Raw genomic sequence first — 22,923 nt, 5'->3', positions numbered from 1 at the left:
CAAAATGGGAGGGGTCAGTGGAACATGCTGTCAGCCAACTGTCAGGTAGCCGACACTTCAAGCCGCCAACCTTCATCGAAGCCGACCCGGACCTATATCGGTGGCAGGGCACTACCCAAGAGAGCCGGCAGGAAGCACCGCAGCTTGCGTTCGGGTGCGCGGGTCGGACATCCGCCGGTCCTTTTCCCGGTGAGATGCAAGCGGGATGGAGAGGTATGTGAGCAAGGAGAATCTCGAATATTACGAGCGGCGCGCCCGCGACGAAACCGCCGCGGCGGTGTCCGCCCGTTCAATCGAGGCGGCCTCCGCGCACAGGCTGTTGGCGATCGAATATAACGCGCAGGCGCGCGAGCTGAGAGCCCGGCTGGAAGGCATTGCGGTAAAGCAGGACAGACACCTTCCAAGCGGTGAAGGTCCTCGGTCGCGTCCCAAGTTATCGATCAGGACCGGAAAGGCATCGGCTGAGTAGATACCGGCTCACGCAGCATGAAGTGCTGGGCGGCGGTTTCCCGCCGCTCATACCGTATCAATAGGTAGTCCGACCCTTAATAGCCAAAGACCTCCCGGCGATCGGCACGGTCCAACGTCGTCTTGTCCTACCCTGTAACGCGTACCGCCTCCGAGCACTTCTTTGGTCAGATCGACCACATAGCCTCCCTTCTCGGTATCATAGGTGAGTTGGTCCGAGGGTAGCGGATGATAGTCTTCGCCTATGCCGAGAAGCCATCGAAGGATAGGACGGCGTATTCGACCTTGCCCGAGCGCTTGTCGACCATGAAGTTGTAGACTGAGCCAATCTTGTCACCGTTGCGGTTGTAGACAGCGGTGCCCTCGATCTTGTCCGAGGCGATTAGTCGATCGGCTTCGTCGGTCGCGATGTTGGTGTTTGCCATTTGCAATCTCCTCCCATGAGGAAAACGAAGGAGCCGGTCCCGAATATCCGGTGTTGTGGCCGAGAGGATGCCTGGATCAGACAGACGGATAGCGTCGCCGGCTCGGCGTGGAACGTTGTTCGTCGCTGCGCAGAGTCGTCAGCGGCGCTTCGTAGGTTGAAGCTGCCGCGATCTCGGCAACGGCGTCGCCGTTGTTCATCAAACGGCCGTTTACCGGACGGCGGAATTAGGGCCGCTCAGAGCCGGTCCTTTCCGCGGGGCAACGTTCATCAACCCGTTCAGGAAACAATGCGCAGGAAAGGTCCGCGTACGTCAGCTATCCGCACCGAGGCGCCCGATAGCTGCCTGACGGCAATGCCCTCAGAGTCGGTCGCTCAAGCCGTTGCTCAAGCAAGATCAATGAACGGCGGCTTTTTGGGAGCAGGCAGGCCGTGCCTGAACGACTGAGTTTGGGGCGCATAGCAGCCGTTGCTCTCGGGCCCAGGCTAAGGCCGGGGAAGTAAGCTCGGCGCCCCGAAGCGGTCGATTCGCTTCCCATCGCCAATGCTATCTCTCTCGCGCGGAGAGCAGCTATCGCGGAGGTACAACGAACATCCCGTGGACCGCCAAACGAGGCCTTAGCTGCAGCTGGCGCTCCCGACATAGCGACTGCCGACCCTCACTTGCGAGCAGGCGTCGACACCACCGGCACGACGCCTGCCAAAGTTGGGGTTAGCAGGTGGACGAGGCTGCCAGCGTGTGCCGACGCTGGTGGATGCTGCTGGGGGCAAATTCAAGCTCGGGGTGCAGGTCGAAGTAGCGTGCCCAGGCAGCCATCAGCCTGTGCTCGTCGCACTGCTCCCCGTGCTCACGATTGCGGCGTTCCCACCTGCGCAGTCGGGCGCCGTAGGCGGCGGTGATCATGCTGGCTTCCGGGCCTACCGCAAACACGGCGTCGTACGGAGATATCTGAGAATAAATCTCCGCGAAGCGCAGCGCGACCGTGGGCGTGAAACGTCCAGCCTCGGGTCGCGTGCGCATCCGGCCGTCACGGCCTCGATATCGGTTTTTGGAGACGCAGGTATCTTTGAGGATGTACTGGGCCAGCATCGCCATAGAAGCCGCGGTTTGATCCTGATTCGGGAGCGCGCGTTGAAAGCCGGCGAACTGCGCAGCGGATTCTGCGCGGGAGCGAAACGTCACGCTGGGCACCCCGATGCGGTTCGGGAAGGCCCGGCTGCTACAGAGCTTCTCAGCGCTGTTGCGAGGTTGGAACTTGGGATCTCGCGTCCAACACAACGCGTGCACGTGAAAATGGAGGTAGCGTGTCTGCTCGCCGTCGAACGGCCTGCTGAATACGTCGATGTCGAATGCGCATACGGCATTCAGACCAAGGCGGTTGAGCTGGCGACGAACGGACCTCTCCATGGCTTCTAGGTCGATCTCTGGTGCGGTGATGGGGGTGAGGCCTGCGTTCCAGGCAAAGGTGGCGAGAAACGCCCGCACGTCGGGGTCCCGGCGCACACGCCGGTATTGTTCCAGCATCTTGTCGATCAGGATGTAGGTGGCGGCCCGCCGGACCTGCATGTTGGCCAGCGGCAAAAAGCCGTACGGCGGATTATCTGGTTTCGAGAAGTGCAGGACGTGTCCGTCTTGGCGCGGTGGTACGTAGTACGCCAACCCACGCGCAACTTTTTGATGGAATGAGTCGAATTTGGCGCGCGCAGCGCGTCGCGCCCTCAAACGAGCTTCGAGGAAAGACATGTGGTACGGGATCCATGAAGAGAACCCTGGCAATGACCCGCTAGACCCCACCAACCTATAAGCTGGGTAGGCTGGGGAGGGGTATTACCTGGGGAGGGGGTGGGTTACAGGCTGCCCGCTGCCGTAACTGAGTTCGAGCAGGGCAGGGGTGTCGCCGGACTGGTCACAGGATACCAGTCCGGCGACTGCCGTTTACAGGTTGATGAAGGGTGGTGCTGGCCGGCAGTTATTCAGCGCGTCGAGCCACATGACATGCTGAACATATTCGCGGCTCATCGATCCCTCCGATTTTTTAATGTTGCGCGCTTCGGCGAGCGGCGCGGCTGACGCCATCCGCAGAATCGTCTCACCCATGCCTGCCCCGAAGAAGGCTTTGCTAAGGGGCAGCAAGACGTCCATCTGGAGCGTGGCAAGGTGGCGTGCTTGCGCATGCTCCTTGAACGGTATCATGCGTAGCTGCTTGGCAAGCTGGCTTACATCGGCCCGCAGCAGCTTGTGCGCCTGCATGAACCGTTCGACGACTCCGCGGGCGGTTCGCTCGTCGGGATTGTCGCAACGTTCGGTTCGAAGCGCTGGGCGAGGGCCTAGCGGTTCAGCACCAGAACGCACGTCGGGGAGAACGGGGCGGCTTTGCTCGCCGTCGAGTTCCAATATCAGCGTCATGAAGACCGCAAAGGCGCTGTACGCTTCCCCCTCAATGCTGGAGGGGCCAATGGCTGTGATCACGCGCGACAGCGAATTAGGGGCGATCTTCTTTGCCGAGGTGTGAAATTTTGAAAGTTTTCTGATGTCAAGTTGGAGATGCGACTGTCGGCTGTCCAAGCTGCCATTGTAGCGGCTCTGAATAGCGATGCTTTGTAGGCGGCCGTCGCGCACGAGTTCGCAAGCCAATCGAGAAACCTCAGTTGTCATCGTCGCGATGGCATGCTCACTCCCGACTGGCGCGAAGGAAAGCCTTGAACTGCCGCTGTGATATAGGCTCTTCGCTATGCTGGTCATCTCAGGCGACGCCGCCAGGATATCTGCCAGCGGATCCCGCTTACCAGGGGCCGTCGCGCCTGCAGCAGCACCCTCGTTGCGGTTCAGACCCTTCTTATTGCTCACTTCTCACCTCCGAAAAGAGCCTTGAGTTCCGCAACAGAAAGATAGGTCTTACGGCCGACTTTAAGCCTGCGCAGCCGGTTTTCCGCCATGAGCTTGTACAAGGTAGTTTTGGAAAGGTGTGTTTCCGCACACGCTTCCTTTATTGAAATGTAATCAAACATTCTGAAATCCCCAGTGGGCCACTCGACCGGCGGCCGAGCTGGGGAAGGGCATCTACGCAGATTCGCAGGTCAAAATACCCGGCGGGTTCTGTCCCCCAATATCGCGGTTCTGAAGCTCGAAGCCCTTTTTGGGGGAGCAGCTGCTACCCCCAAAGTGCGGCCGCTCAGATCCTTGGAGCGATTCTCGTGTCCGGGGGACGTAAGCGGCTCACGTGGCCGGCTTGCTCTTCGCAGTCTTGTACGCTCGCTTCAGCTTCAAAGTCTGCCGCAAAGCCTTTATCTCGTCTAGGACTGTGGAATCAGCTAAGCTTAGTACGCTACGTGAGGCAACTATAGACGCAATCTCTTCATCAACGGTGTTTGGGTTATCCTGCCAAAATCCATATTCCTTACTCAATATGGAATCTATTTCAGCAAGAACCTTCTGATCTGATGTGATAGTTGCAAGCCGTGATTGCTTGGCAAGGTCTCCATTGTTCGTGGCCAGTAAGAACAGCTCGTGCCAAAAAATTCTCCACTGTTCGAGGCTCTTTAAATTACTGAACGAGCCAGCTCCTAAGCTAAGAGATCCAGGAACCATAACTTTCTTCACATCTGCGCTGTTGAGTCGAACGCGTCGCATTAAGATTCGTCTGGTAGGATGTAGCGATGTAGTGACGTAGAGTCTGCCAGTCCTAAAGTCCCATCCGGCTACGTCGTCGTGCCAGCAGACAGACTTGCGCCAGACGGCCCTTGGTACTTTGTGCTCCTTTGTAATCCGAATTTGGCGCAGCGGGGTTTCGGTTTCGGGCTCCGTCTTCCAAGCCGCATGCAAAGTCTCTTCCGACGATTCCCATCGTTTTGCCGCTCGGGCGCGAATGGTTCCCTCTCTGAGGGAAAGCGCAATGATCTCGCGAGCGTGAACAGGCCCTCCATTCAGGCCGCCATACTGCTTTATAACCTGGCTGGGGGGCAGCGCCCTTTCCAAGCTAAGAGGTTTCTTCTTCGGTTCCTCGGTGCTCAACGCGGTTGTCCTATTTAAGATACCCGGCCCAGTCGTGCATTAGCTGGCGCCGGCGATCAACGGCAGTGCCGCGGCGATACGCGCGTTCAGCCTTGTTCTGGATGGTGTGGGCGAGTGCCTGCTCCACAATCTCGCGGGGGTAGGTTGTGGTGTCACCGGCCCAATCACGAAAGGTGCTGCGGAAGCCATGCGTCGTCACGTGTCCATAACCCATTCGACGCAGCAACATGGTCATAGCCATGTTGGATCGAGCGGCTCCGGCTATTGCGAAGATCGGCTCGCTCGGGTTCATTGCATCGGGTCTGATCGACTGCAGAAGGGCCATGGCCGCGTCGGAGAGCGGGACGATGTGCTCGGCGCCTGCTTTCATTCGTGAGGCCGGTATCGTCCAGAGCTTCTGGTGACAGTCGATCTCACCCCAGGTGGCTCCAAGCGCCTCTCCACTGCGCGCTGCTGTCAGGATCACAAACTCGAGACAGCGTGCCGCGAGGGCAGGACGTGCCCGCAAGGCGGCCATGAAGACAGGCGCTTCGCGGAAGGGTAGGGCAGGATGGTGGCCACGTTGCAGCTTGGATTGCTTCGGCAGCAGAAGTGCCAAATGACCGCGCAGCATTGCCGGGTTCATGCTTTCGCGTGGGCGGAGGCCGCGAGCCTTGGCAGCGTCCAAGATCTTTTCGATACGACCGCGTACCCGCTTTGCGGTCTCGGCCTTGGGAAGCCAGATCGGCTGCAGCACCGCGAGCACGTCGTCTGTGCTGATGTCGGTGACGGGCAGGTCGCGTATGCGGCTGGCATGATCGCGCAGGCTGTTCCGCCACTGCTGACGATGCACTGGGTTCTTCCAACCCTCCTCCACGCTGCTGATATACTGCTCGGCGAAGGCGCCGAAGGTTGGGATGGCTGGTTCATTCTGAGCCTCGGTTGGTGACAGTACGCTCCGCGGATCCTTTCCGGTGGCGACCGCTTCGCGCATCTCGCCAGCGATCCGACGTGCGGTTGCCAGGCTGACCGACGCAGCAGCGCCAATGCCAATCTCGGCCCGCTTGCCGTTTGATGCTTTCATGAACACCCAGGAGCGTCCGCCCGCTGACGTGATGCGCAGATACAATCCGCCCCCGTCCGCATGCCGGCCGGGCTCCTTCAGCGAAGCGACTTCCCGTGCGGTTAGCTGGTTCAACGTGCGTGCCATGAGCCTCCAGAGGGTTCGAATTCCACCTGTTTCATGCCCACTTCTATGCCCACTTTCAACTTGGCTCTAGGCGAACAAGCGCGAACCAACCCGGACGGCTGAGCAACACCGAAGTTCGCCAAGCCATTGTAAGTAAGTGCTTATCCGGTCATTTGCGATCGTTCGCGAACGTCAGCGGAAGAGGATCTTCTACGGACTCCCTCTCCGCCAGAGCTTTCTCTTTTTCAGCGACTTATTGGACTCGGCAGCGGTGCTGCCCAAGCCATGCCCACTTTCGTAGCGGCCCTAGGCGGACGGCGGCGAACGCTTGGCATCTGAAGCCAAAGCTCATCATCAGCGTGCTTCTGTCGATCGCACGGCCCCGGAGTTTTCGTTCCTTCGGCTGTGCTAGAGCCTCGCTCTTGGCGTAGACTCATAAGTTCCGGAGTCACAGCCGCATTGAGGCGAGCTGGACCATGGCGAGGAAGTCGGCTGCGAGCTCGTCGCAGCGGGTGCCGACGCGGCGGAAGTGCTTCAGCTTGGAGAAGAACCTCTCGATCAGGTTGCGCTGGCGATAAAGCCGCTTGCTGAAGCGCCGATTGCTCTTGAGCGGTATGTTGGGCGTGGTGCCGCGGTCTGGATCAGCTCGCGGATGCGGTCGGCATTGTAAGCCTCGTCAGCGGGCGCGACGGCGCGCGAGGCCGTAGCGCTCTGGCAGTCGCGCCCGAGGCGCACCGGACCTCAGCACCCAAGGGCACCTCAGGCGACCTGGATGGGGGTGAGCACCGCGGACGTGCGTTCGGCGAGGTCGTTGATGACCGACAGGTAGCGTTGAAAGTGCGGCGTCGCCCGGTGCGCGGCGACGGCATCGGCATCGGCGTAGAGCTCGTCGAGGACGAAGCGCGCGGGGACGACCTGATCCTGCCACAGGTCATATCGCAGGTTGCCGGGCTCGGCGCGGCTCAGCCCGATCATCTCGTCGAGGAGGGTGCGCAGTTCCTCCGCCTTGCCCGGCTTGGGGACGAGGGTGGCCATGATCTTGACGTGAGTGGACATTGAATTGCTCCTTGTGAGTGGGGTTGCGCCGGCGGAGCGCGGTCGAAGCGCTCCGCCGGTCGGGCGCGTCTTCACGCGCCCGTGCGCTGGCGATCGAGCGCTTCCACCAGGGCGGCGGCGATCCGGTGGTCCGAACCCGGGTTCTGGCCGGTGATCAGCTCGCGGTCGACAACGACGTTAGGCTCGAAATCGATCGGGTTGGTGGTCACCACGCCACCCGCGGCTTCAAGCGCGGCGGGCATGTCGAAGGGCAGTTTGCCATGAAGCAGATGCTCCTCGGCGAAGTGCTCCTCGCTCGCGGAGAAAACGGTCATTCGATAGCCGGCATAAACCCAGTCGCGGGCGTATTCCGCCGCCTCGGCCTTGTTTCCGGTGACCAGCGCGGTGCGAAAGGCGCGGGCCTGCGGCAGAGCGGCGGTGACCGCGATCGGACCGTGGCAGAGGAGCGCGGTCGGCTTTGCGCGCTCATGGAAGTGGCGCAGGATCATGCCCATGTCCTCGTCCTGCATTAGATCGACGGCGGGGGCGTGGCCGCCCGGCACGAACAAACCGAGGTGGCGGTCCAGCCCTTCCTCCACTACCGAGCGCAGCGTGCGTACCTGTTTCATCGTCGGATCATCGGCGAAGAAGGTCTTCGCGCGACTATAAGCAGCTTCGTCGCCGCCAAAATGATCGACCGAGTCCGACGCTACGTCGATGTGCGGCTTGGTCCCGTGGGGCGTGGCGAGCACCACGTCGTAGCCGGCATCAATCAGCGCCAGCACCGGCACCACGGTTTCGTTGAGATATTGCCCGATCACGGCTGAACCGCCGCCCTGAAGCTCGATGCGGGTCGCGTTGGAACCGGTCACGAGCACTGTACCCTTGGTCATGTGAGCCTCCGTTTCACGCCCGCTTCGCTGCGGGGCGAGGGCAAGATGACGCTGCACTAGACATTGCAGAAGTTTATCTTGTGCATTCAAGATATGCCGCGCACGCTATAACACATGCGGTATGACCTGAACCTGCTGCCGATCTTCATCGCCCTGATGGAAGAGCGCAGCGTGACCCGCGCCGCCGAGCGGCTCGGCATGACGCAGCCGGCGCTGTCCAACGCGCTCGCGCGGCTGCGCCTGATGATGAAGGATCAGCTTTTCGTGCGCGAGCGTTACGGCATCCAGCCGACCGCTATCGCGCTGGATCTTGCGCCGGCGATCGCGGAGGCGCTGGCGAGGCTCGATGACGCTGTGCTCGGGCAACAGGAGTTCGATCCTGCGCAGGCGGAGCGGCTGCTGACGATCGCGCCAAACGGGTATGCCGAGTTCGTGCTGGTGCCGGCGATCGTCGCAAGGCTTCAGCAGGTGGCGCCCGGCATCAGGCTGCGCCTGACCCCGTATGGCAACGATCTGACGGACACGGGGGTTGTCTCCGGCACGACGGCTCTGGTGCTCGGCCGGATTGTCGATCCGCCCGACAATCTGGTCGTCCAGCATGTGATGGACGAAGGGCTCGCCTGCATCGTCCGTGCGGATCATCCTGACATAGGCGGCGGCATCACGCGCGATCAGTTTGAGTCGTTGAGGCACGTCAATGTCGTGCCGCCGGGCCGGATGCGCGCAGGGCTGTTCCAGGCACTGGCCCAGCAGCAGCTGAAACGCGACGTCGCCATCTCCGTAACCAACTTCTTCGCCGTCGCGGAGATGGTGGCGGTGACCGATTACTGCGCCACTCTCCCCAAGCTGATCTGCCGACGGCTGGAAAACGATCCTCGCCTCAAGGTCCTGGCTCCGCCTGTCGACCTTGGAACCTTCCCCGTGGAAATGGCTTGGCATGTTCGATACCGCCACGATCCCGCCCACCGTTGGTTGCGAGCGCTCATTTCTGATGTGGCGGCCAACGAGCTTTCGGTGGCCTGATTCCGACGGAACGATAGGACGAGGCGCCAGGGGAGCCGCAACAGTCGTGCTGCCTGCCTGCGGCTCAATAGCCTTCACAAGCGAAAGCGGGTGAACCGGAAAATTCCGCTCAGGCGGTCCAGCGCGACGTGCGCCTGCGGAGCGCGTCAATTCGACACATGATCAAGTGTCTGAAGTTGGACGACCCGTGCAGGCACTGAATGACCGAAATTGGGTCTTTTCAGCCGCTTGACCACCGGGGAGGAAGGGCAACGGCCTCGTCATGATTTGCGCGGATTTGTTATGGGTGGGCGGAGCCGTGCGTCCGAAAATATTTTTGTCCCATCCCGTCAAGCGAGTCCGTCTTTAACCTAGACGAGTTTGCTCCAGGGGTGCGGATTGCTGCCCCTGCGACGTGTTCCCAAATGAACTTCGCGCTGTTTTTACGTTGATGGTCGAAGATGCGAAATGGCGTCGAATCATCCACAATAAGATTCGCCAAGGTATGATTGGTTATTAAGAACTCCCGAAGTCTATTGTCACGACGGCTTAACAAGTGCGTTGCATTCTTTCTATTGAGGTGATCGTACGACGCCTCGCAAAGGAGGAGTTTGCATGAAGAACTTGGATGATGCCCACTGGGCGTCGCTTTTTTCTCTATCTCTCGTCGCTTCTGGCGCCCTGCTGCAGCCATCGGCCGCACAGGCGCAGGGCTGGCCGGCGCCGGTAGCACCCCTGCCCGAGATGGCGACGGCGTTGGACAAGCGGTTCCAGCCGGCCGTCGATTTCGACACCGACGTCTGCTTCAACGTTCCGGCGGTGAACGCTTCGGGCGCCGTCAGCGGCGGGGCGTCGACCTATGCAACGCGCCCGCCGGCTTCCTGCCGCAACCCCAATTATCTGGCGACCAGCAACGTCTATGTGCGCGCGCGCTGCAACAACGGCTATTGCGCGCGAGTCTACAGCTACTTCTGGCAATCGGATTTCTCCCACGCCTTTGACTGGGAATCCATCATCGTGTGGACGACCGACCAGGGCACGAACAGCAAAGTGGTGGGCGTCACGCGCGGCGATCACGGCGATTGGGACACTCGTGCTACCAGCGGTGGCCAACTCCGCTTCCAGAGCGACGCGAGCGGCGAGCATGTAAAGCTGGTGTTTCACTACGAAACTTGGGGCTTTTCGCACCTTTGGCGCTTTTCCAAGACCGACAACGGCGACGAGCCGCCCGAGAACGGCACCGGCCGGTGGGTGATCCAGCCGCTGGTCAGCTGGAACGGCTATCCGTCGCGCAGCGTGCGCGACGCCGTATCGGGCGATGTGTTCGGCGGCGCAAATTTCGACAACAAGGACTCGCGCTTCGCGGGCGTGCTCGCCGCCGCGCTCAACACCGGCATCACGCCGGGCTTCAATCCGAACCTCGATTCCGGTCCGAACTCGCCGGGATGCCCGGCCGGCTCGACCATCTGCTGAGCCGACCGTCGCCGCGAGCATTGCGGCGGCGAATGCGTTGCGGATCGGCTGGCCGGACGGTTCAACCGCCCGGCCAGCCTTTGCTTTTGGGAGTTTCGATGCAAGCACATCGCGAACAGCGCGGTAGCATGCCGATGCTGGGGTGGGCGGTGGCGGCGGCTCTGGTCGTCGCCGGGATTTGGTTTGTGCAGTCGGAGGAGGAACCGGCGGAGGTCGAGGGGATCGTGATCCAGCGCCCGGCGGCCGCTTCACCCCGCCTTTCGCAGCCCCGAGCCGCTATGGCCGCGCCGGCAGCGACGCTGCCGACCCCGCCAGACACGGTCGTGGGCCATGTCCGCGAAGCCTATCCGCTGCTGACGGACGTCGAGTTCGGCTGCGATGCGCAGGGCTGCGGCGTCACGGCAACGATCCCGCCGCCGACCGACACGGCGTTCCTGGAGAAGCGGCAGGAAATGCTGCTCGGCGGCCTCGCCCGGCGGATACAAGCGGACGGATACCGGACCTTGGGTCCCGTTCAGATGGAGGAGGTGGGCGACAATCTCTTCCACATTCGCTTGGCAGTGGCGCTTGCGCAACCCCGATAGAAGGGGCCGGGCAGGCGGAGGCACCGGAGAACGCCTGGCGTCCTCCGGTGCTTCCTTGCGGGTGCCTCAGAACTCCGCGCTAACCCCGAGCGCGAAGGTACGGCCGCTCGTGGTGTAGACCTCCCGGCGCTCGGCATCGAGCAGGCTGGAGAATTGCTCGATCGGCTGGTTGGTCAGGTTGATGCCCTCGGCGATCAGGCGGACGTTGGGCAGCAGGTTGACGTGCGCCTGGAAGTCGACGTTGTTGGTCGCCTTGATGCCGCCGCCCGAATTCGCGAGCGCGTTGCCAGCACCGGTCAGATAGCGGTCGCGATAGGCGCTGGAGATGCGGGCGCCCCAAACCGGGTTCTCGTAATAGAGCGTCGCGTTGAACGCCCACTTCGATAGGTTGTCGAGCGGCAGCACGCGTGAGCTCGTCACGCCGCCGGTGGTGTAGAAGGCGGTCCGTTCCCCATCGAACCAGGTGCCGTTCACGACCACGCCCAAGTCCTTGAGCGCCCCGGGCAGGAAGGTGAAGTCATGCTGGAACGCGACCTCGACCCCCTTGATGTCGGCGCCGGGGCCGTTGATCGGCTGGCTGACATCATAGGGCGTGCTGGCGTCCTGGCCCTGGATCAGCAGCGACAGCGGCAGCCCGGTCTCGCCATAAGGTATCTGCTGCGATGACGAGGTGATGAAGCTATCCATGCTTTTGTAGAAGAAGGCCACCGACGCGAAACCGTCGCTGTCCATGTACCATTCGGCTGAACCCTCGACTGAAGTCGCTTTGAAGGGCTTCAGGAACGGGTTGCCCAGGCTGAGCGAGCCGCCGTTCGGGCGGGTCGTGATCGATCCTGCAGCGGCGAGATCACCGAGGCCGGGCCGGTTGACGTTGCGGCTGGCGCTGACACGCAGCACGACGTCGCGCGCCACGTCCAGTGCGACATTGGCGGCGGGCAGCCAGCCGCCGCTGTTGTTCTGGATCGACACCGGCACGAAGCCGGCGCCGGTCGCGAGATTGCCCGACGAGGTCAGGTCGGTCGAGTAGTAGCGCACGCCCGCATTGGCGCGCAGCCGCATGCCGCCGAGCTCCGTGTCGAGGTTGAGCTGCGCGAACCCGGCCCAGGTCTCTTCGTCCACCCGATAATCGCTGCCGGCCTGCAGGTTGGCCGCGGTCAGGTTCCGCTTGTCGCCGATATAGGCATAGGTGCCGTCCACATTGCCGACGATATATTGGATCGTGGTGTCGACCCCGACCAGCTGCTTCAGGTCGTTCGGGATCGGGGTGAGGCCGGGCACATTGTGGAACACCTTGTTCGCCCAAGTGTAGCCGCTGTTCACGAAATGCTTGTACGCGCCGCCCGCCTTTAGCGTCAGCGCGTCGTTCAGCTGCCAGGCCGCCTCAAGCTGGCCGTTGGTGTAGCGGTTGACGATCTCGTTCTCCTGGACGTCCAGCCGCTGCAACTGCCAGTTGTTCGGATCGGTCAGGTCCTTGCCATAGGTGTTGAACGGCCGGTCGGGGCGCGTGTCATAGCTGAAGGCCATGTTCTTGGCCTCCATGAACACCTTGTCGAACACGGGCTGGGCGAAGTCGGACTGCTCGAAGCCGGCGAGCGCGTGGATCGTCAGCCGGTCGGTCGGCTTCCACTCGGCATTGGCGACCGTCTGGTAGAAGTCGGTGTGGTTCTCGACGATGTGGTGCTCGGAACGCTGGTCGATGCCCGTGAAGCTCGCCGCGCGCAGGGTGTTGGTGTCGTCGATCACCGCGCTCTGGATGATCTGCGTGCCGTTGATCGACGTGCCGGTCAGCGGATTGGCACCGGCGCTGGCGATTGCATAGCCGTCGCGATGATCCCACAGCCGGCCGTAGAGCAGGTCGACATCGATCTTGAAGCGGTCGCCCGGATGATATTGAACCGCGGACGTCACGCCCAGTCGGCGACGATCCGTGTACCAGCTCGACGGCGACTGGGCGGTCGGCTGCCAAACGCCCGCCAAGAGGTTCGCCCGCGTGGCGGCATCAATGCCCGGGGCGATGTTCTTCGGCGCATATTTGGTGAGGCCCCAGCCCCAGTTGCGGTAGCCATATTCGTTGTTTCGGATGTGGCTGTACGCGACCGAGAACAGTGCGCCGAAATCGCCCCAACGTTCGGACACCAAGCCCACCAGGCGCGGCGTCACGCCGCTGGTGTTGGTGTTGGTCTGCCCCTTGGCCGACACGACGAACTTGGCACCGTCATAGTCGAACGGCTTGGCGGTGGTGAGTTGCACCGTGCCGGCGATGCCGCCTTCGTCCTGCTCGGCCGAATAGGATTTCTGTACGGAGACGCGGCTGAACAGCTCCGACGCGAAGAGGCTGTAGTCGAATGAGCGCGACCGGCTGACGCCACCGCGATTGTCCATACCCGACGCGGTGTTGCCCAGCACTTCCATGCCATTGAGCTGGGTGCGGGTGAAGTCGGCGCCCAAGCCGCGCAGCGCGATCTGCCGGCCCTCGCCGCTGTCGCGGGTGATGGTGATTCCGGGGATACGCTGCAGCGATTCCGCCAGGTTCAGGTCGGGAAAGGCGGCGATGTCGGTGGCGACGATATCGTCCTCGGCACCCACCGCGTTGCGCTTGAGCTGCTGCGCCTCGGCGATGCTCTGCCGAAAGCCTGTGACGACGACCTCCTCGGTCGACAGTTCATCCGACGCTCCGGATACATAGGAGGCACTGTCCTGCACGACCGGCGCCGGACGCACGGCTGCGGCCGGGATGGGCCGCGGGACCGACAGGTTCGCCTGCGGCTTCAGAATGGCCACGCCGCCGCGCACGGAGGCGACCAGGCTGGTGCCGCGCAGCAGCTGGTCGAGCGCCGCGCGCGTGGTAAAGGCGCCGCGAACGCCGCTCGTCCGGCGGCCCGACACCATCGCCGGTGCCACCACCACTTGCATCCCGGTCACGCGCGAGAAGTGCGACAGCGCCGACCGCAGATCCGACGCCCCGATGTCGAAGCGCACGGCGGCTGCCGGCGTCGCCACCGGTTGCGCCTGAGCCGTCACCGGCGCCGCACATGCGATCGCCAGCGCGCCCTTGGAAATCCCCCAGATCTTCATTCCATTCCCTCCACTCGGCGCAACGGCGCCTCCGAGGCAAAGACGAGGGCGGCATGGGATCAGGACAAAAGAATTTTGTTGCAGCGCAGCGTCAGTTCTGTGACGCCAATGTCATGGTTGCGCCGTCACCAGCCGCAGCCCGTCCTCCTCGCGGGCGACGCGGAATCCACAGATCTCCCCGATCGCGCCCAGCAGTCCTTCCGCATCGTTCAGCTTGAACCGGCCGGAAAGCGGCAGTTCGGCAAGATGCGGGGGCGGGGCCGCGACCGCCGGCCCGGCGCGTCGGTTGAGCTCCTCGACCAAGTCGCCAAGCACCATGTTGTCGGTGTCGATCCAGGATCGTCGCCAGTCCTGCGGAACGCCATCGAACCGGGTCGGATGAGTGGCGGCACCATGCGCAAAGCTGGAGCGCCAGCCGGCGGGCACCACCACGTCGCGGGCGCTGCCGGCCTCACCGCCGAAGCGGACGCGGCCGCGATAGACCGCCAGCTTCACCGCCTGGCTGGCAATATCGACCGAGAACGCCGTCCCCAGCACCCGGGTAGTGGAGTCGCCCGCGCGGACGACGAAGGGGCGGTTCGGCTCGTGCGCGACGTCGAAACGGGCCTCGCCCCGTTTCATCGCCACGGTGCGCAAGCCACCGTCGAACGTGACGTCCAGGCTAGTCGCGCCGTTGAGTTCGACCTTTGTCCCATCGGCGAGCGCGACGACCCGGTATTCGCCGCGCCCGGTTTCAAAATGCTGGTTCACCGCGGCAGGCGTCTGGGGCAGGCTCGTCTGCCAGGTGCCTAAGCCGACTGCCAGCCCCAGCATCGTCACTATCCCGGCGCCGGCGGCCCGCTTGCCACGCGCGCGCATCCGGCGGACCTCCTCATCGGACAGACGGCTGCTGGCAGCGATCTCTGACAAGGCCGCAGTCAGCGCCGGATCGTCGAGGACGCGCTGGATGTCGGCCGCGGCGCTTGGCGGGGCCTCGGCAAGCACCGCCTCGTCTTCGCGCATCGCCCAGTGCGCCGCCTCGCGGAGCGCCTCCCGCCGACTCATGCCCCGCCTCCGATCGACAGGCCGCGCCGCTCCAGGGCGTGCCGGAGGTCGGCAAGCGCGCGCGTGCAGTGCTTCTCGACCGAAGCCTGGCGCATGCCAAGATCGGTCGCCACCACGGCACTCGGCACCCCGTCCAGGCGGCGCCTCAAGAAGATCTCTCGCCGCAGCGGGGGCATGACCTTGAGCGCGCGGACCAGAATGTCCACGCGCTGTCGGTAGTCCAGCACCTCCTCGGCCCGCGGCAACGGACAGGCGATCTCTTCCGCCAGCTCTGCGACCGGCGGGTGCGCCCGCTGACGGCGGAAATGGTCGTGCACCAGGTTGCGCGCCACGGCGAAGCAGAACGCGGCCGCGTCCGCGATCGGGCGCGTGCGGCGATAGTCGTAGAGGCGGAGATACGTTTCTTGGACGATGTCCTCGCCCTCAACCTGGTCACGAAGCCGCTGCGAGACGAAGCGGTGCAAGGCACGCCGCATTTCCGCATCGTGCACGGCAGCGGCCGGCCGCTCGCCGATAGCCGTCACTTCGATCATGACGTCGACCCTCCACCACAAAGGCCGCGTCCGCCGATCAGGCGCGCAGCATCATTGCCCCCCGGCCAAAGATGGCTGCACAGCGACTATGCCGGCCGCATGAAGTTCCCGTGACAGCTGCTCCGCCGCTGGCGGCCCCGTTCCACTTGCGTGCTAGGAGCTTTACCAACCACTCGGCGTCAGGACCGCCCAAGGCCGGCTTCCGAGGCAACCTTTCCGTGGCGATGGCCGCCTTCTCAAGAGGCTCATGAGGCCAAGCTTTGGGAGTGTCATGCAACCGTCGTTTGCTGCTCCTATCGGGCGCTGACGTCGGCCGTGGAGACATCTGTCATTGCTTTCCTCGATGGGAACGTTTGAGCGGCTCATGGCCCGCGATCCTGCGCGCACCCTGCTCGGAGCGGAGTAAGAGCGCTGGCTGGCGCAAGGCCTCGCGCGATCGGGAAGTCGCTGGAACCTGCTCGCCCAGCAGGTGCTGATGATGGATCTCGACCTGGGGAACGCACCGGGAGCGCGCGAGCCGATTTTCAGCATGGACACCTGGGGTGGCTATCCGGCGGCACGGGAGCGTCTGCTCGGTCACATCGCGGATCAGCGGGTGCGCAACCTAGTCGTGCTGACCGGGGACGCCCACCAGCATTTCGCCGGCAATCTCCGCCGGAAGGACGGGCCGGTGCTGGGCGCCGAGTTCCTGACGACGTCCGCTACCTCCGGCGGAGACGGGGCGGGCGCACTGCCGGGCAACGACATCATCCTGTCGCGCAATCCCGACCTGAAGCTGCTGGAGGATCGCCGCGGCTACTCCATCTGCACGCTCACGCCCCAAAGTTGGACGACCGACATGATCGCATTCGATCAAGTCACGGATCGGCGCTCCCCGCGTACCACAAACCACCGGTTCGTGGTTGAGCATGGTGTTCCGGGGATCGTCGCAAGCTGAAGAGGCGATGGTGAGGCGAGCCGAGCGACAGGAGCGTTCACTTATAGGCCAGCCTTCAGGCCGGGGCAGAATGTTGAGGCCGGAGCCGATCCCGTATCGGCTACGGTGTGTCCCGCTGCCGGGCCAACCACACCGTGCGGTAGCCACAGGTTGGGTCCTGGGCCACATGCGCGGCCACATCGAACCCATGCGTCTCCAGCAGCGCCCGGTATTCCGCCTCGTTTAGGCTGCCATGATAGAGCGGATCGCCCTCAAGTTCGCCGATCGCGACGCCCTCGACGTCGCCGCTGGTGAACATCAGCGCCGCGCCGGGTGCGGCGTGAGCCTGGAAGCGCGCGAACATGCTGCGTTGGTCTTCTGGCGAGAGATGGAAGAAGCTATCCCAGGCAAGCAGGCCGGCGAAGCGCCGCCCCAGTGCCAGCTCCCGCATGTCGGCTGCCAGCACCTCGACGCCGGGTAGGTTGCGCCGGAACAGCGCCAGCATGGTGGGTGTGACGTCCAGCCCGGTGACCGCATAGCCTCGCCGCACCAACTCGCGAGCGAGCGGCACGCCCGCGCCGCAGCCCAGGTCCAGCACCGCACCGCCCGCGGGCAAGAGCGCGTCGAACTGGTCCAGCCACACTGCCTCCACGAGAGCGGTGCCGCGCAGGGCCGCCCAGGCGGCACCGTGACGCTGATAGACATCGACGATGGGCGGAATCGCGCGCGGCACGTTTTTGTCCTTGATCATAAAGGCCGTTCTCCGAGCAGATGTCGCGTCACGCCCGTGGTCTTCTGAGCGTAAAAAGCCCTTTTGAGGCCCTGGACAGCCTCATCGTGCAAAAGCCTAGTCAGTTAGATGAACGAGCGTTCGCTTGTAAGCAGCGGACGAGAGCCTCTGAACGACCGGATGTGGGCCTTTGCGCTCACTAAGCTGCCCGTCCTCTTCCGCCCCACACACGGATGCTCAGCTGCGCAATCCGAACGACCGAAGCAGCCATTTGTCACCACCGGCTGAGCTGTCCTGAACGAATGGCAGATGTTGGGGACGCGACGGAGGCACTGAATGGCCGACTATGGGTCCACCTGTTGCCGGACGATCCCAGCAACAGGTGGACGCTTCATGGAACTAGGCGCCAGCGATTCGAGCCGCGGCCTCGCGGTAGCTGTGAAGCGGGCGGCCCAGCAGTGCCGTCAGGCGGTCGACGTCGCGGGCTTCCGGGATCATGCCGTCGCTGACGTAGCGCTCGGCCATAAGCCGCATCTCGTAGGCGGTCCATTTCGGCATGAACGTCGCCATGTTCGCCTCGAAGCCGCTGGGGTCGTCGCCGCCATAGGCGACCGGGCGGCCGAGCACGTCCGACCAGATCGCTGCCACCGCTTCGCCGGTCAGCGTGTCCGGCCCGACGACGTTGATCGTTTCGATCGGCAGCGCGGCTTCGGCGGTGTCGCGACGGATCAGCTCGATCGCGGCGATCTCGGCGATGTCGCGGGCGTCGACCATCGCCACGCCCTTGCCGCCGATCGGCATCGGGTAGATCCCGTGGTTCAGGATCACATCCTTCACCATCACCTCGTTGTCGATGAAATAGGTCGGGCGCAGGATGGTGGCGCCGAAGCCCATCGCCTCCAGCATCCGCTCGGCGCCGTACTTCACCGCGAAATGCGGCACGTTGACGGCGCGATCGGCGTCGAACACCGACAGGTAGACCACGCGCTCGATCCCGGCTTCGCGCGCCAGATTGAGCGTGACGATCGCCTGGGTGAACTCGTCGCCGGTGACGGCGTTGAGGAGGAACAGCGTGCGGACGCCGACGAAGGCGGAACGCACGGCATCGATGTCGAGCAGCTCGCCCTGCGCCACCTCGACGCTGGCAGGAAAGGACGCCTTGGCGGGATCGCGGGTGAGCACACGCACGGCGGCGTCGCGCTGGACAAGCTGCTCGACGAGGTGGCGGCCGACGCGGCCGGTGGCTCCGATTACGAGAATGGTCATGGTATTCGCTCCTTCGCTGGGTCTTGCTGACGAGGCGAAGATGCGTGATCCATGGACGCGCAACTAGGCGCGCAATCTGGACGCAGCGTCTCACTGGTGGAACGACATGGACCTGCTTGCGCTCGCCGACTTCACACTCGTCGCCCGCCACGGCGGCTTTGGCAAAGCGGCGCGCGCCGCGCGCCGGCCCAAGGCCACCTTGTCGCGGCGCGTGGCCGAGTTGGAGGCGGCGCTTGACCTGCGCCTGTTCGAGCGGGGTCGACGCGACCTCAAGCTGACGGAGGAGGGGCGCGCCCTGTTCGAACGCGCCGGCGCGTTGCTGAGCGAGCTGGAGGAAACCGCCGCAGCGATCGCATCGGGGAGCGAGCGGGTGCGGGGGCGGCTGCGGATCAGCGTGCCGCTGCTGTTCGGGCAGCTGGCGATGGGGCGGCTGGCGGCCGAGTTCGTGCGGCAGCACCCTGAGGTGCGCCTTGAGGTTACGACAGACGACCGGGCGGTCGATATGATCGAGGAGGGCTACGACCTCGTGATCCGCGTCGATCCCGCGGCCGACGAGGCGCTGGTCGGCCGCCCCTTCCTGCACGATCGACTGGTAGTGGTGGCTGCTTCGGAGGTGCCGCGACCGACCGACGCGGCCGCGCCAGTCGTCGTCCGCGGAGGCGATGCCGCGGCGATCTGGTCGGTGCGCGCAGGGGATGGACTGAGGGAGTTGAAAGTCGATCCGGTCATGCGTCTGTCCTCGATGGTGATGATCCGCGACGCGGTTCTCGCAGGGGGCGGGGCAGCTCGCCTGCCGCTGTCGCTTGTCGGCCGAGATATCGCCGACGGCCGGCTCGCGCACTGGGGTGACGTGGCGGGATCCGACATCGCGCTTTGGGCCCTCTATCCGAGCCGCAGGCTCCTCAATGCCAGGGTAGCGGCGTTCCTCGAATTCCTGCGCCGGTCGTTCCCCGCGGGGGCGCCGGAGGAGCTCGCCGCCTTTGTTGAAGGCCGGGGACGGGACTTCGGGGAGGCGCAGGCTTTGCCGCCGACATGAACGAGCGGCCGATGTCGGATGGTCGAACTTCCGCTGCGGATGTCGCCTTTTGCGGATGCCAAGGCGGTTCAGGGCGCAGCAGTGTGCTACTGCGCCCTCCTGTGTCAGCCGATGGCGTTGAGTTCGGCGACGGCGTCGTCGGGCAGCGTCAGCGATGCCGCGGTAAGGTTCTCGTGCAGGTGCGCCTCCGACGAGGTGCCGGGGATGAGCAGGATGTTGGGCGCGCGTTGCAAGAGCCAGGCAAGCGCCACCTGCATAGGCGTCGCGCTCAGCCGTTCCGCAACATGGAAAAGCGCCAACGACTGGAGCGGGTTGAATCCGCCAAGTGGAAAGAAGGGCACATAGGCGACGCCCTCGGTCGCCAGCATGTCGATGAGGGCATCGTCCTGGCGATGGGCGAGGTTGTACTGGTTCTGAACGCATACAATCCTGGCAATCCCGCGTGCCTCTTCGAACTGCGCGGGCGTCACGTTGCTGAGACCGATATGCCGCACCAGCCCCTGGCGTTGCAGATCTGCAATCGCCTTCAGCGGAGCAGCCAACGATCCTTCGGCCGGGCCGTGCACATCGAACATCAGGCGCAGGTTGACGACGTCGAGCGCCTCCAGCCCGAGGTTCGTCAGATTGTCCTCGACGGCGCGCGCGAGCTCGTCCGGTTCGAACGCCGGCAGCCACGCCGCATCCTCGCCGCGGCGCGCGCCAATCTTGGTGACGATCAACAGGTCGTCCGGGTAGGGTGACAGCGCCTCGCGGATCAGCCGGTTGGTAATGTGCGGGCCGTAGAAGTCGCTCGTATCGATGTGGTTCACGCCCGCCGCGATCGCGGCACGAAGCACCGCCAGCGCCTGGTCGGGATCGCGCGGCGGACCGAACACGCCGGGTCCGGCGAGCTGCATCGCGCCATAGCCCATCCGCTTCACGCTGCGCCCGGCCAGCGGGAAAGTACCTGCCTTGTCGATCATTGTCGGTCTCCTGTGTGCTGGAACCGAGATACGGCTTGCGGATCGTGCGGATAAGTCGGAGTCATCCGCACGGGCTGTACGGAAAACCGAACGATGAAAGCCGACCTTGCCGACCTCAACGCCTTCCTCGCGGTTGCGCGGGCGCGCGGGTTCCGCGATGCCGCCCGTGCGGTCGGATCGAGCGCTTCGACGCTCAGCGAAGCGGTCCGGCGCCTGGAAGCGCAGCTAGGCGTCCGCCTGCTCCACCGCACTACGCGCAGCGTCACGCCGACGGAGGTAGGCACCCGGCTGATCGAGCGTCTTACGCCTGCTTTGGACGAGGTGGAGGCGGCGCTCGAGGTGGTAAACCTGTTCCGCGAGCGGCCGGCGGGGACACTGCGCCTGAACGTACCGGTGAGCGCGGCGCGGCTGGTGCTGCCGGCAATCCTGCCCGGCTTCCTCGCTGCCTATCCCGACATTCAGGTCGAGATCGTCGCCGAAGATGGCTTCGTCGACGTGGTGGCATCGGGCTGCGACGCGGGCATCCGATATGACGAGCGGCTGGAGCAGGACATGATCGCGGTACCGATCGGACCGCGCGTGCAGCGCTTCGCAACCGCGGCGTCACCGGCGTATCTGGACGCGCATGGTCGCCCAAGCCATCCGCGCGACCTGCTCAAGCATGCCTGTCTGCGCGGCAGGTTCACCAGCGGCGCGCTGACGAGTCCATGGGAGTTTGAGCGCAAAGGCGAGATCGTGCGAGTTGAGCCGCAGGGCCCGTTGATCGCCAGCGTCACGGGCGCGGCGGATCTGCTGGTCGACGTGGCAATCGGAGGCGGCGGGATCGTCTCTCTGTTCGAAGATTGGCTGCGACCGGCGATCGATAGCGGAGCGTTGCAACCGGTACTGCCAGAGTGGTGGCCGGCATTCTCGGGACCGTTCCTCTATTATTCGGGCCGCCGTCTGGTGCCGCCGCCGCTGCGCGCGTTTGTCGACTTCATTCGCAGCCAGGACACAGCCGTCGGTGAATGCCCGACCAGATGAACAGATGTCCGCTCCTGGGGAGCGGCTTTGTGCGTCTGAATGGCGTTTTGTGGGTCTTTTAGCCCCGTCGTGGGGCGGAAAAGATGCGTTTCCCTGTGCCGCCGCGAAGCCAAGCCAGACGCATCCTATGTAGGAGGTGGCGAGGCTGATTGCCGCGGCCGGCGGCATCCATCCAACCGGAGTGCATCATGAAAAAGATCGGGTTCCTTTCGTTCGGCCATTGGTCGGCCTCTGCGCAGTCCGCAACCCGATCCGCCTCAGACGTGCTTCTGCAGTCGATCGATCTTGCTGTTGCCGCGGAAGAACTCGGCGCAGATGGCGCGTACTTCCGCGTTCACCATTTCGCGCAGCAGTTGGCATCGCCTTTCCCACTGCTGGCGGCGGTGGGCGCTAGAACCAGCCGGATCGAGATTGGCACGGGTGTCATCGATATGCGGTATGAAAACCCGTTCTACATGGCGGAGGATGCCGGATCCGCCGACCTGATCAGCCGCGGCCGGCTGCGACTCGGCATCAGTCGGGGCTCGCCCGAGCAGGTGATCGAGGGATGGCGTCACTTTGGCTATGCGCCCAGGGAGGGGGAGAGCGACGCCGATATGGGCCGGAGGCATGCGGAGGTTCTGCTCGATTTGCTGCGAGGTGAGGGTTTCGCGGAGCCGAGTCCCAACCCGATGTTTCCCAATCCACCAGGCTTGTTGCGGGTGGAACCGCATGCGCCGGGCCTGCGTCGGCGCATTTGGTGGGGATCGGCGTCGAACGCCACCGCGATCTGGGCTGCGCAGCGCGGCATGAACCTGCAGAGCTCGACCCTGAAGGCGGACGAGAGTGGTGAGCCACTTCACGTACAGCAGGCCAAGCAGATCCGGCTCTACCGTCAGGCATGGAAGGAAGCAGGGCACGATTGGGAGCCGCGTGTTTCCGTCTCGCGCTCGATCTTCCCGCTCATGAACGACCGCGACCGTGCATATTTTGGGCGGGGCAGTAGCAGCGACCAGATCGGAGTGATCGACAATATGCGCGCGGTGTTCGGCCGTTCCTACGCCGCCGAACCCGAACAGTTGATCGCCCAATTGCGGGCGGACGAGGGCGTCGCCGAAGCCGATACGCTGCTGCTCACGATTCCGAACCAGCTTGGCGTGGACTATAACGCCCATGTGCTTGATGCCATCCTCACGCACGTCGCACCCGCGCTCGGCTGGCGCTGAGGCGCCACCGCCGATCCTCGCGGGTGCGCTGCCACCGTTGATCGGAAACCGAGCCTCTGCGCGATCTTACCTGT

The 22,923-nt window shown here is 64.0% G+C and carries 22 protein-coding genes and 2 pseudogenes; 8 read left to right on the top strand and 16 right to left on the bottom strand.

Annotated elements, in window-relative coordinates; translation table 11 throughout:
* Nucleotides 1-217: 217 nt before the first annotated feature.
* On the top strand, nucleotides 218-469 hold the full coding sequence (locus ABDZ92_RS01610) for a hypothetical protein (RefSeq protein WP_164521318.1): 252 nt from the start codon (nucleotides 218-220) through the stop codon (nucleotides 467-469).
* Between the two features lie 76 nt (nucleotides 470-545).
* Here ABDZ92_RS01610 and ABDZ92_RS01605 read toward each other — a convergent pair.
* The 10 genes and pseudogenes from ABDZ92_RS01605 to ABDZ92_RS01560 all read right to left on the bottom strand — a co-directional run bounded on the left by ABDZ92_RS01605 (nucleotide 546) and on the right by ABDZ92_RS01560 (nucleotide 7,985).
* Nucleotides 546-893: pseudogene (locus ABDZ92_RS01605) on the bottom strand (PRC-barrel domain-containing protein).
* Between the two features lie 76 nt (nucleotides 894-969).
* On the bottom strand, nucleotides 970-1,092 hold the full coding sequence (locus tag ABDZ92_RS01600; RefSeq protein WP_272695220.1) for a hypothetical protein: 123 nt from the start codon (nucleotides 1,090-1,092) through the stop codon (nucleotides 970-972).
* A 512-nt stretch (nucleotides 1,093-1,604) separates the two neighbouring features.
* Nucleotides 1,605-2,636: a hypothetical protein gene (locus tag ABDZ92_RS01595; RefSeq protein ID WP_125961722.1), complete on the bottom strand. Its 1,032-nt coding sequence runs from the start codon at nucleotides 2,634-2,636 to the stop codon at nucleotides 1,605-1,607.
* A gap of 192 nt (nucleotides 2,637-2,828) precedes the next feature.
* Nucleotides 2,829-3,740, bottom strand: coding sequence for a hypothetical protein (locus ABDZ92_RS01590; RefSeq protein WP_125961721.1), 912 nt, complete (start codon nucleotides 3,738-3,740; stop codon nucleotides 2,829-2,831).
* The gene (locus tag ABDZ92_RS01585) at nucleotides 3,737-3,901 is read right to left on the bottom strand and encodes a helix-turn-helix transcriptional regulator (RefSeq protein WP_125961720.1); all 165 of its coding nucleotides are present in this window, start codon (nucleotides 3,899-3,901) and stop codon (nucleotides 3,737-3,739) included. Before ABDZ92_RS01585 ends, ABDZ92_RS01590 begins: the two co-directional genes overlap by 4 nt.
* Before the next feature lie 208 nt (nucleotides 3,902-4,109).
* Nucleotides 4,110-4,904, bottom strand: coding sequence for a hypothetical protein (locus ABDZ92_RS01580; RefSeq protein WP_125961719.1), 795 nt, complete (start codon nucleotides 4,902-4,904; stop codon nucleotides 4,110-4,112).
* A gap of 10 nt (nucleotides 4,905-4,914) precedes the next feature.
* Entirely contained in the window at nucleotides 4,915-6,093 is a 1,179-nt protein-coding gene (locus ABDZ92_RS01575; RefSeq protein ID WP_125961718.1) for a tyrosine-type recombinase/integrase, read from the bottom strand.
* A 427-nt stretch (nucleotides 6,094-6,520) separates the two neighbouring features.
* Nucleotides 6,521-6,753: pseudogene (locus ABDZ92_RS01570) on the bottom strand (transposase); the annotation flags it as partial.
* A gap of 78 nt (nucleotides 6,754-6,831) precedes the next feature.
* Nucleotides 6,832-7,128 carry a putative quinol monooxygenase gene (locus ABDZ92_RS01565; RefSeq protein WP_125961717.1) on the bottom strand — a complete coding sequence of 99 codons (297 nt, stop codon included), beginning with the start codon at nucleotides 7,126-7,128 and terminating at the stop codon, nucleotides 6,832-6,834.
* 71 nt (nucleotides 7,129-7,199) lie between these two features.
* Nucleotides 7,200-7,985: a DJ-1/PfpI family protein gene (locus tag ABDZ92_RS01560; protein ID WP_343761303.1), complete on the bottom strand. Its 786-nt coding sequence runs from the start codon at nucleotides 7,983-7,985 to the stop codon at nucleotides 7,200-7,202.
* 129 nt (nucleotides 7,986-8,114) lie between these two features.
* Between ABDZ92_RS01560 and ABDZ92_RS01555 the strand changes: the two genes are divergently transcribed.
* The 3 genes from ABDZ92_RS01555 (at nucleotide 8,115) to ABDZ92_RS01545 (ending at nucleotide 11,059) form a co-directional block, all read left to right on the top strand.
* Nucleotides 8,115-9,023, top strand: a complete 909-nt coding sequence (locus ABDZ92_RS01555; protein WP_125961716.1) for a LysR family transcriptional regulator — start codon at nucleotides 8,115-8,117, stop codon at nucleotides 9,021-9,023.
* A gap of 594 nt (nucleotides 9,024-9,617) precedes the next feature.
* On the top strand, nucleotides 9,618-10,475 hold the full coding sequence (locus tag ABDZ92_RS01550) for an NPP1 family protein (protein ID WP_125961715.1): 858 nt from the start codon (nucleotides 9,618-9,620) through the stop codon (nucleotides 10,473-10,475).
* Between the two features lie 128 nt (nucleotides 10,476-10,603).
* A complete protein-coding gene (locus ABDZ92_RS01545; protein WP_272695218.1) occupies nucleotides 10,604-11,059 on the top strand; it encodes a hypothetical protein in 456 nt (151 codons plus the stop codon).
* A gap of 66 nt (nucleotides 11,060-11,125) precedes the next feature.
* Here the strand turns inward: ABDZ92_RS01545 and ABDZ92_RS01540 are convergent, their stop codons facing one another.
* The 3 genes from ABDZ92_RS01540 to ABDZ92_RS01530 all read right to left on the bottom strand — a co-directional run bounded on the left by ABDZ92_RS01540 (nucleotide 11,126) and on the right by ABDZ92_RS01530 (nucleotide 15,711).
* The gene (locus ABDZ92_RS01540) at nucleotides 11,126-14,134 is read right to left on the bottom strand and encodes a TonB-dependent receptor (protein ID WP_125961713.1); all 3,009 of its coding nucleotides are present in this window, start codon (nucleotides 14,132-14,134) and stop codon (nucleotides 11,126-11,128) included.
* 111 nt (nucleotides 14,135-14,245) lie between these two features.
* Nucleotides 14,246-15,178 (bottom strand): FecR family protein, encoded by a 933-nt coding sequence (locus ABDZ92_RS01535; protein WP_343761293.1) that lies wholly within the window; start codon nucleotides 15,176-15,178, stop codon nucleotides 14,246-14,248.
* Nucleotides 15,175-15,711 carry an RNA polymerase sigma factor gene (locus ABDZ92_RS01530; protein ID WP_125961711.1) on the bottom strand — a complete coding sequence of 179 codons (537 nt, stop codon included), beginning with the start codon at nucleotides 15,709-15,711 and terminating at the stop codon, nucleotides 15,175-15,177. The genes ABDZ92_RS01535 and ABDZ92_RS01530 overlap by 4 nt, the downstream gene beginning before the upstream one ends.
* 415 nt (nucleotides 15,712-16,126) lie before the next feature.
* Here ABDZ92_RS01530 and ABDZ92_RS01525 point away from each other — a divergent pair, with 415 nt between their 5' ends.
* Nucleotides 16,127-16,648, top strand: coding sequence for an alkaline phosphatase D family protein (locus tag ABDZ92_RS01525; protein WP_343761699.1), 522 nt, complete (start codon nucleotides 16,127-16,129; stop codon nucleotides 16,646-16,648).
* Nucleotides 16,649-16,748: 100 nt separating this feature from the next.
* On the opposite strand, the gene ABDZ92_RS01520 is transcribed toward ABDZ92_RS01525, so the two are convergent.
* On the bottom strand, nucleotides 16,749-17,378 hold the full coding sequence (locus ABDZ92_RS01520; protein ID WP_125961709.1) for a class I SAM-dependent methyltransferase: 630 nt from the start codon (nucleotides 17,376-17,378) through the stop codon (nucleotides 16,749-16,751).
* A 378-nt stretch (nucleotides 17,379-17,756) separates the two neighbouring features.
* A complete protein-coding gene (locus ABDZ92_RS01515) occupies nucleotides 17,757-18,623 on the bottom strand; it encodes an SDR family oxidoreductase (protein WP_125961708.1) in 867 nt (288 codons plus the stop codon).
* Nucleotides 18,624-18,729: 106 nt separating this feature from the next.
* On the opposite strand from ABDZ92_RS01515, the gene ABDZ92_RS01510 reads away from it, so the two are divergent.
* On the top strand, nucleotides 18,730-19,659 hold the full coding sequence (locus tag ABDZ92_RS01510; protein WP_125961707.1) for a LysR family transcriptional regulator: 930 nt from the start codon (nucleotides 18,730-18,732) through the stop codon (nucleotides 19,657-19,659).
* 104 nt (nucleotides 19,660-19,763) lie between these two features.
* On the opposite strand, the gene ABDZ92_RS01505 is transcribed toward ABDZ92_RS01510, so the two are convergent.
* Complete coding sequence (locus ABDZ92_RS01505; RefSeq protein ID WP_125961706.1) at nucleotides 19,764-20,621, bottom strand: aldo/keto reductase family oxidoreductase; 858 nt, start codon at nucleotides 20,619-20,621, stop codon at nucleotides 19,764-19,766.
* Nucleotides 20,622-20,714: 93 nt separating this feature from the next.
* On the opposite strand from ABDZ92_RS01505, the gene ABDZ92_RS01500 reads away from it, so the two are divergent.
* On the top strand, nucleotides 20,715-21,644 hold the full coding sequence (locus ABDZ92_RS01500; protein ID WP_125961705.1) for a LysR family transcriptional regulator: 930 nt from the start codon (nucleotides 20,715-20,717) through the stop codon (nucleotides 21,642-21,644).
* 188 nt (nucleotides 21,645-21,832) lie between these two features.
* Nucleotides 21,833-22,849 carry an LLM class flavin-dependent oxidoreductase gene (locus ABDZ92_RS01495; RefSeq protein WP_125961704.1) on the top strand — a complete coding sequence of 339 codons (1,017 nt, stop codon included), beginning with the start codon at nucleotides 21,833-21,835 and terminating at the stop codon, nucleotides 22,847-22,849.
* Nucleotides 22,850-22,923 lie beyond the last annotated feature (74 nt).

This window comes from Sphingomonas molluscorum (genome assembly GCF_039522995.1).
GTDB lineage: Bacteria > Pseudomonadota > Alphaproteobacteria > Sphingomonadales > Sphingomonadaceae > Sphingomonas > Sphingomonas molluscorum.
This window is presented reverse-complemented; position numbering and strand designations above follow the sequence as displayed.

Bases quoted from the DNA above. Each gene is read 5' to 3' on its own strand.
- ABDZ92_RS01600 (WP_272695220.1), bottom strand. From the start codon at position 1,092: ATGAACAACGGCGACGCCGTTGCCGAGATCGCGGCAGCTTCAACCTAC.
- ABDZ92_RS01595 (WP_125961722.1), bottom strand. From the start codon at position 2,636: ATGTCTTTCCTCGAAGCTCGTTTGAGGGCGCGACGCGCTGCGCGCGCC.
- ABDZ92_RS01585 (WP_125961720.1), bottom strand. From the start codon at position 3,901: ATGTTTGATTACATTTCAATAAAGGAAGCGTGTGCGGAAACACACCTT.
- ABDZ92_RS01575 (WP_125961718.1), bottom strand. From the start codon at position 6,093: ATGGCACGCACGTTGAACCAGCTAACCGCACGGGAAGTCGCTTCGCTG.
- ABDZ92_RS01565 (WP_125961717.1), bottom strand. From the start codon at position 7,128: ATGTCCACTCACGTCAAGATCATGGCCACCCTCGTCCCCAAGCCGGGC.
- ABDZ92_RS01555 (WP_125961716.1), top strand. From the start codon at position 8,115: ATGCGGTATGACCTGAACCTGCTGCCGATCTTCATCGCCCTGATGGAA.
- ABDZ92_RS01550 (WP_125961715.1), top strand. From the start codon at position 9,618: ATGAAGAACTTGGATGATGCCCACTGGGCGTCGCTTTTTTCTCTATCT.
- ABDZ92_RS01545 (WP_272695218.1), top strand. From the start codon at position 10,604: ATGCCGATGCTGGGGTGGGCGGTGGCGGCGGCTCTGGTCGTCGCCGGG.
- ABDZ92_RS01540 (WP_125961713.1), bottom strand. From the start codon at position 14,134: ATGAAGATCTGGGGGATTTCCAAGGGCGCGCTGGCGATCGCATGTGCG.
- ABDZ92_RS01535 (WP_343761293.1), bottom strand. From the start codon at position 15,178: ATGAGTCGGCGGGAGGCGCTCCGCGAGGCGGCGCACTGGGCGATGCGC.
- ABDZ92_RS01530 (WP_125961711.1), bottom strand. From the start codon at position 15,711: ATGATCGAAGTGACGGCTATCGGCGAGCGGCCGGCCGCTGCCGTGCAC.
- ABDZ92_RS01520 (WP_125961709.1), bottom strand. From the start codon at position 17,378: ATGATCAAGGACAAAAACGTGCCGCGCGCGATTCCGCCCATCGTCGAT.
- ABDZ92_RS01515 (WP_125961708.1), bottom strand. From the start codon at position 18,623: ATGACCATTCTCGTAATCGGAGCCACCGGCCGCGTCGGCCGCCACCTC.
- ABDZ92_RS01510 (WP_125961707.1), top strand. From the start codon at position 18,730: ATGGACCTGCTTGCGCTCGCCGACTTCACACTCGTCGCCCGCCACGGC.
- ABDZ92_RS01505 (WP_125961706.1), bottom strand. From the start codon at position 20,621: ATGATCGACAAGGCAGGTACTTTCCCGCTGGCCGGGCGCAGCGTGAAG.
- ABDZ92_RS01500 (WP_125961705.1), top strand. From the start codon at position 20,715: ATGAAAGCCGACCTTGCCGACCTCAACGCCTTCCTCGCGGTTGCGCGG.
- ABDZ92_RS01495 (WP_125961704.1), top strand. From the start codon at position 21,833: ATGAAAAAGATCGGGTTCCTTTCGTTCGGCCATTGGTCGGCCTCTGCG.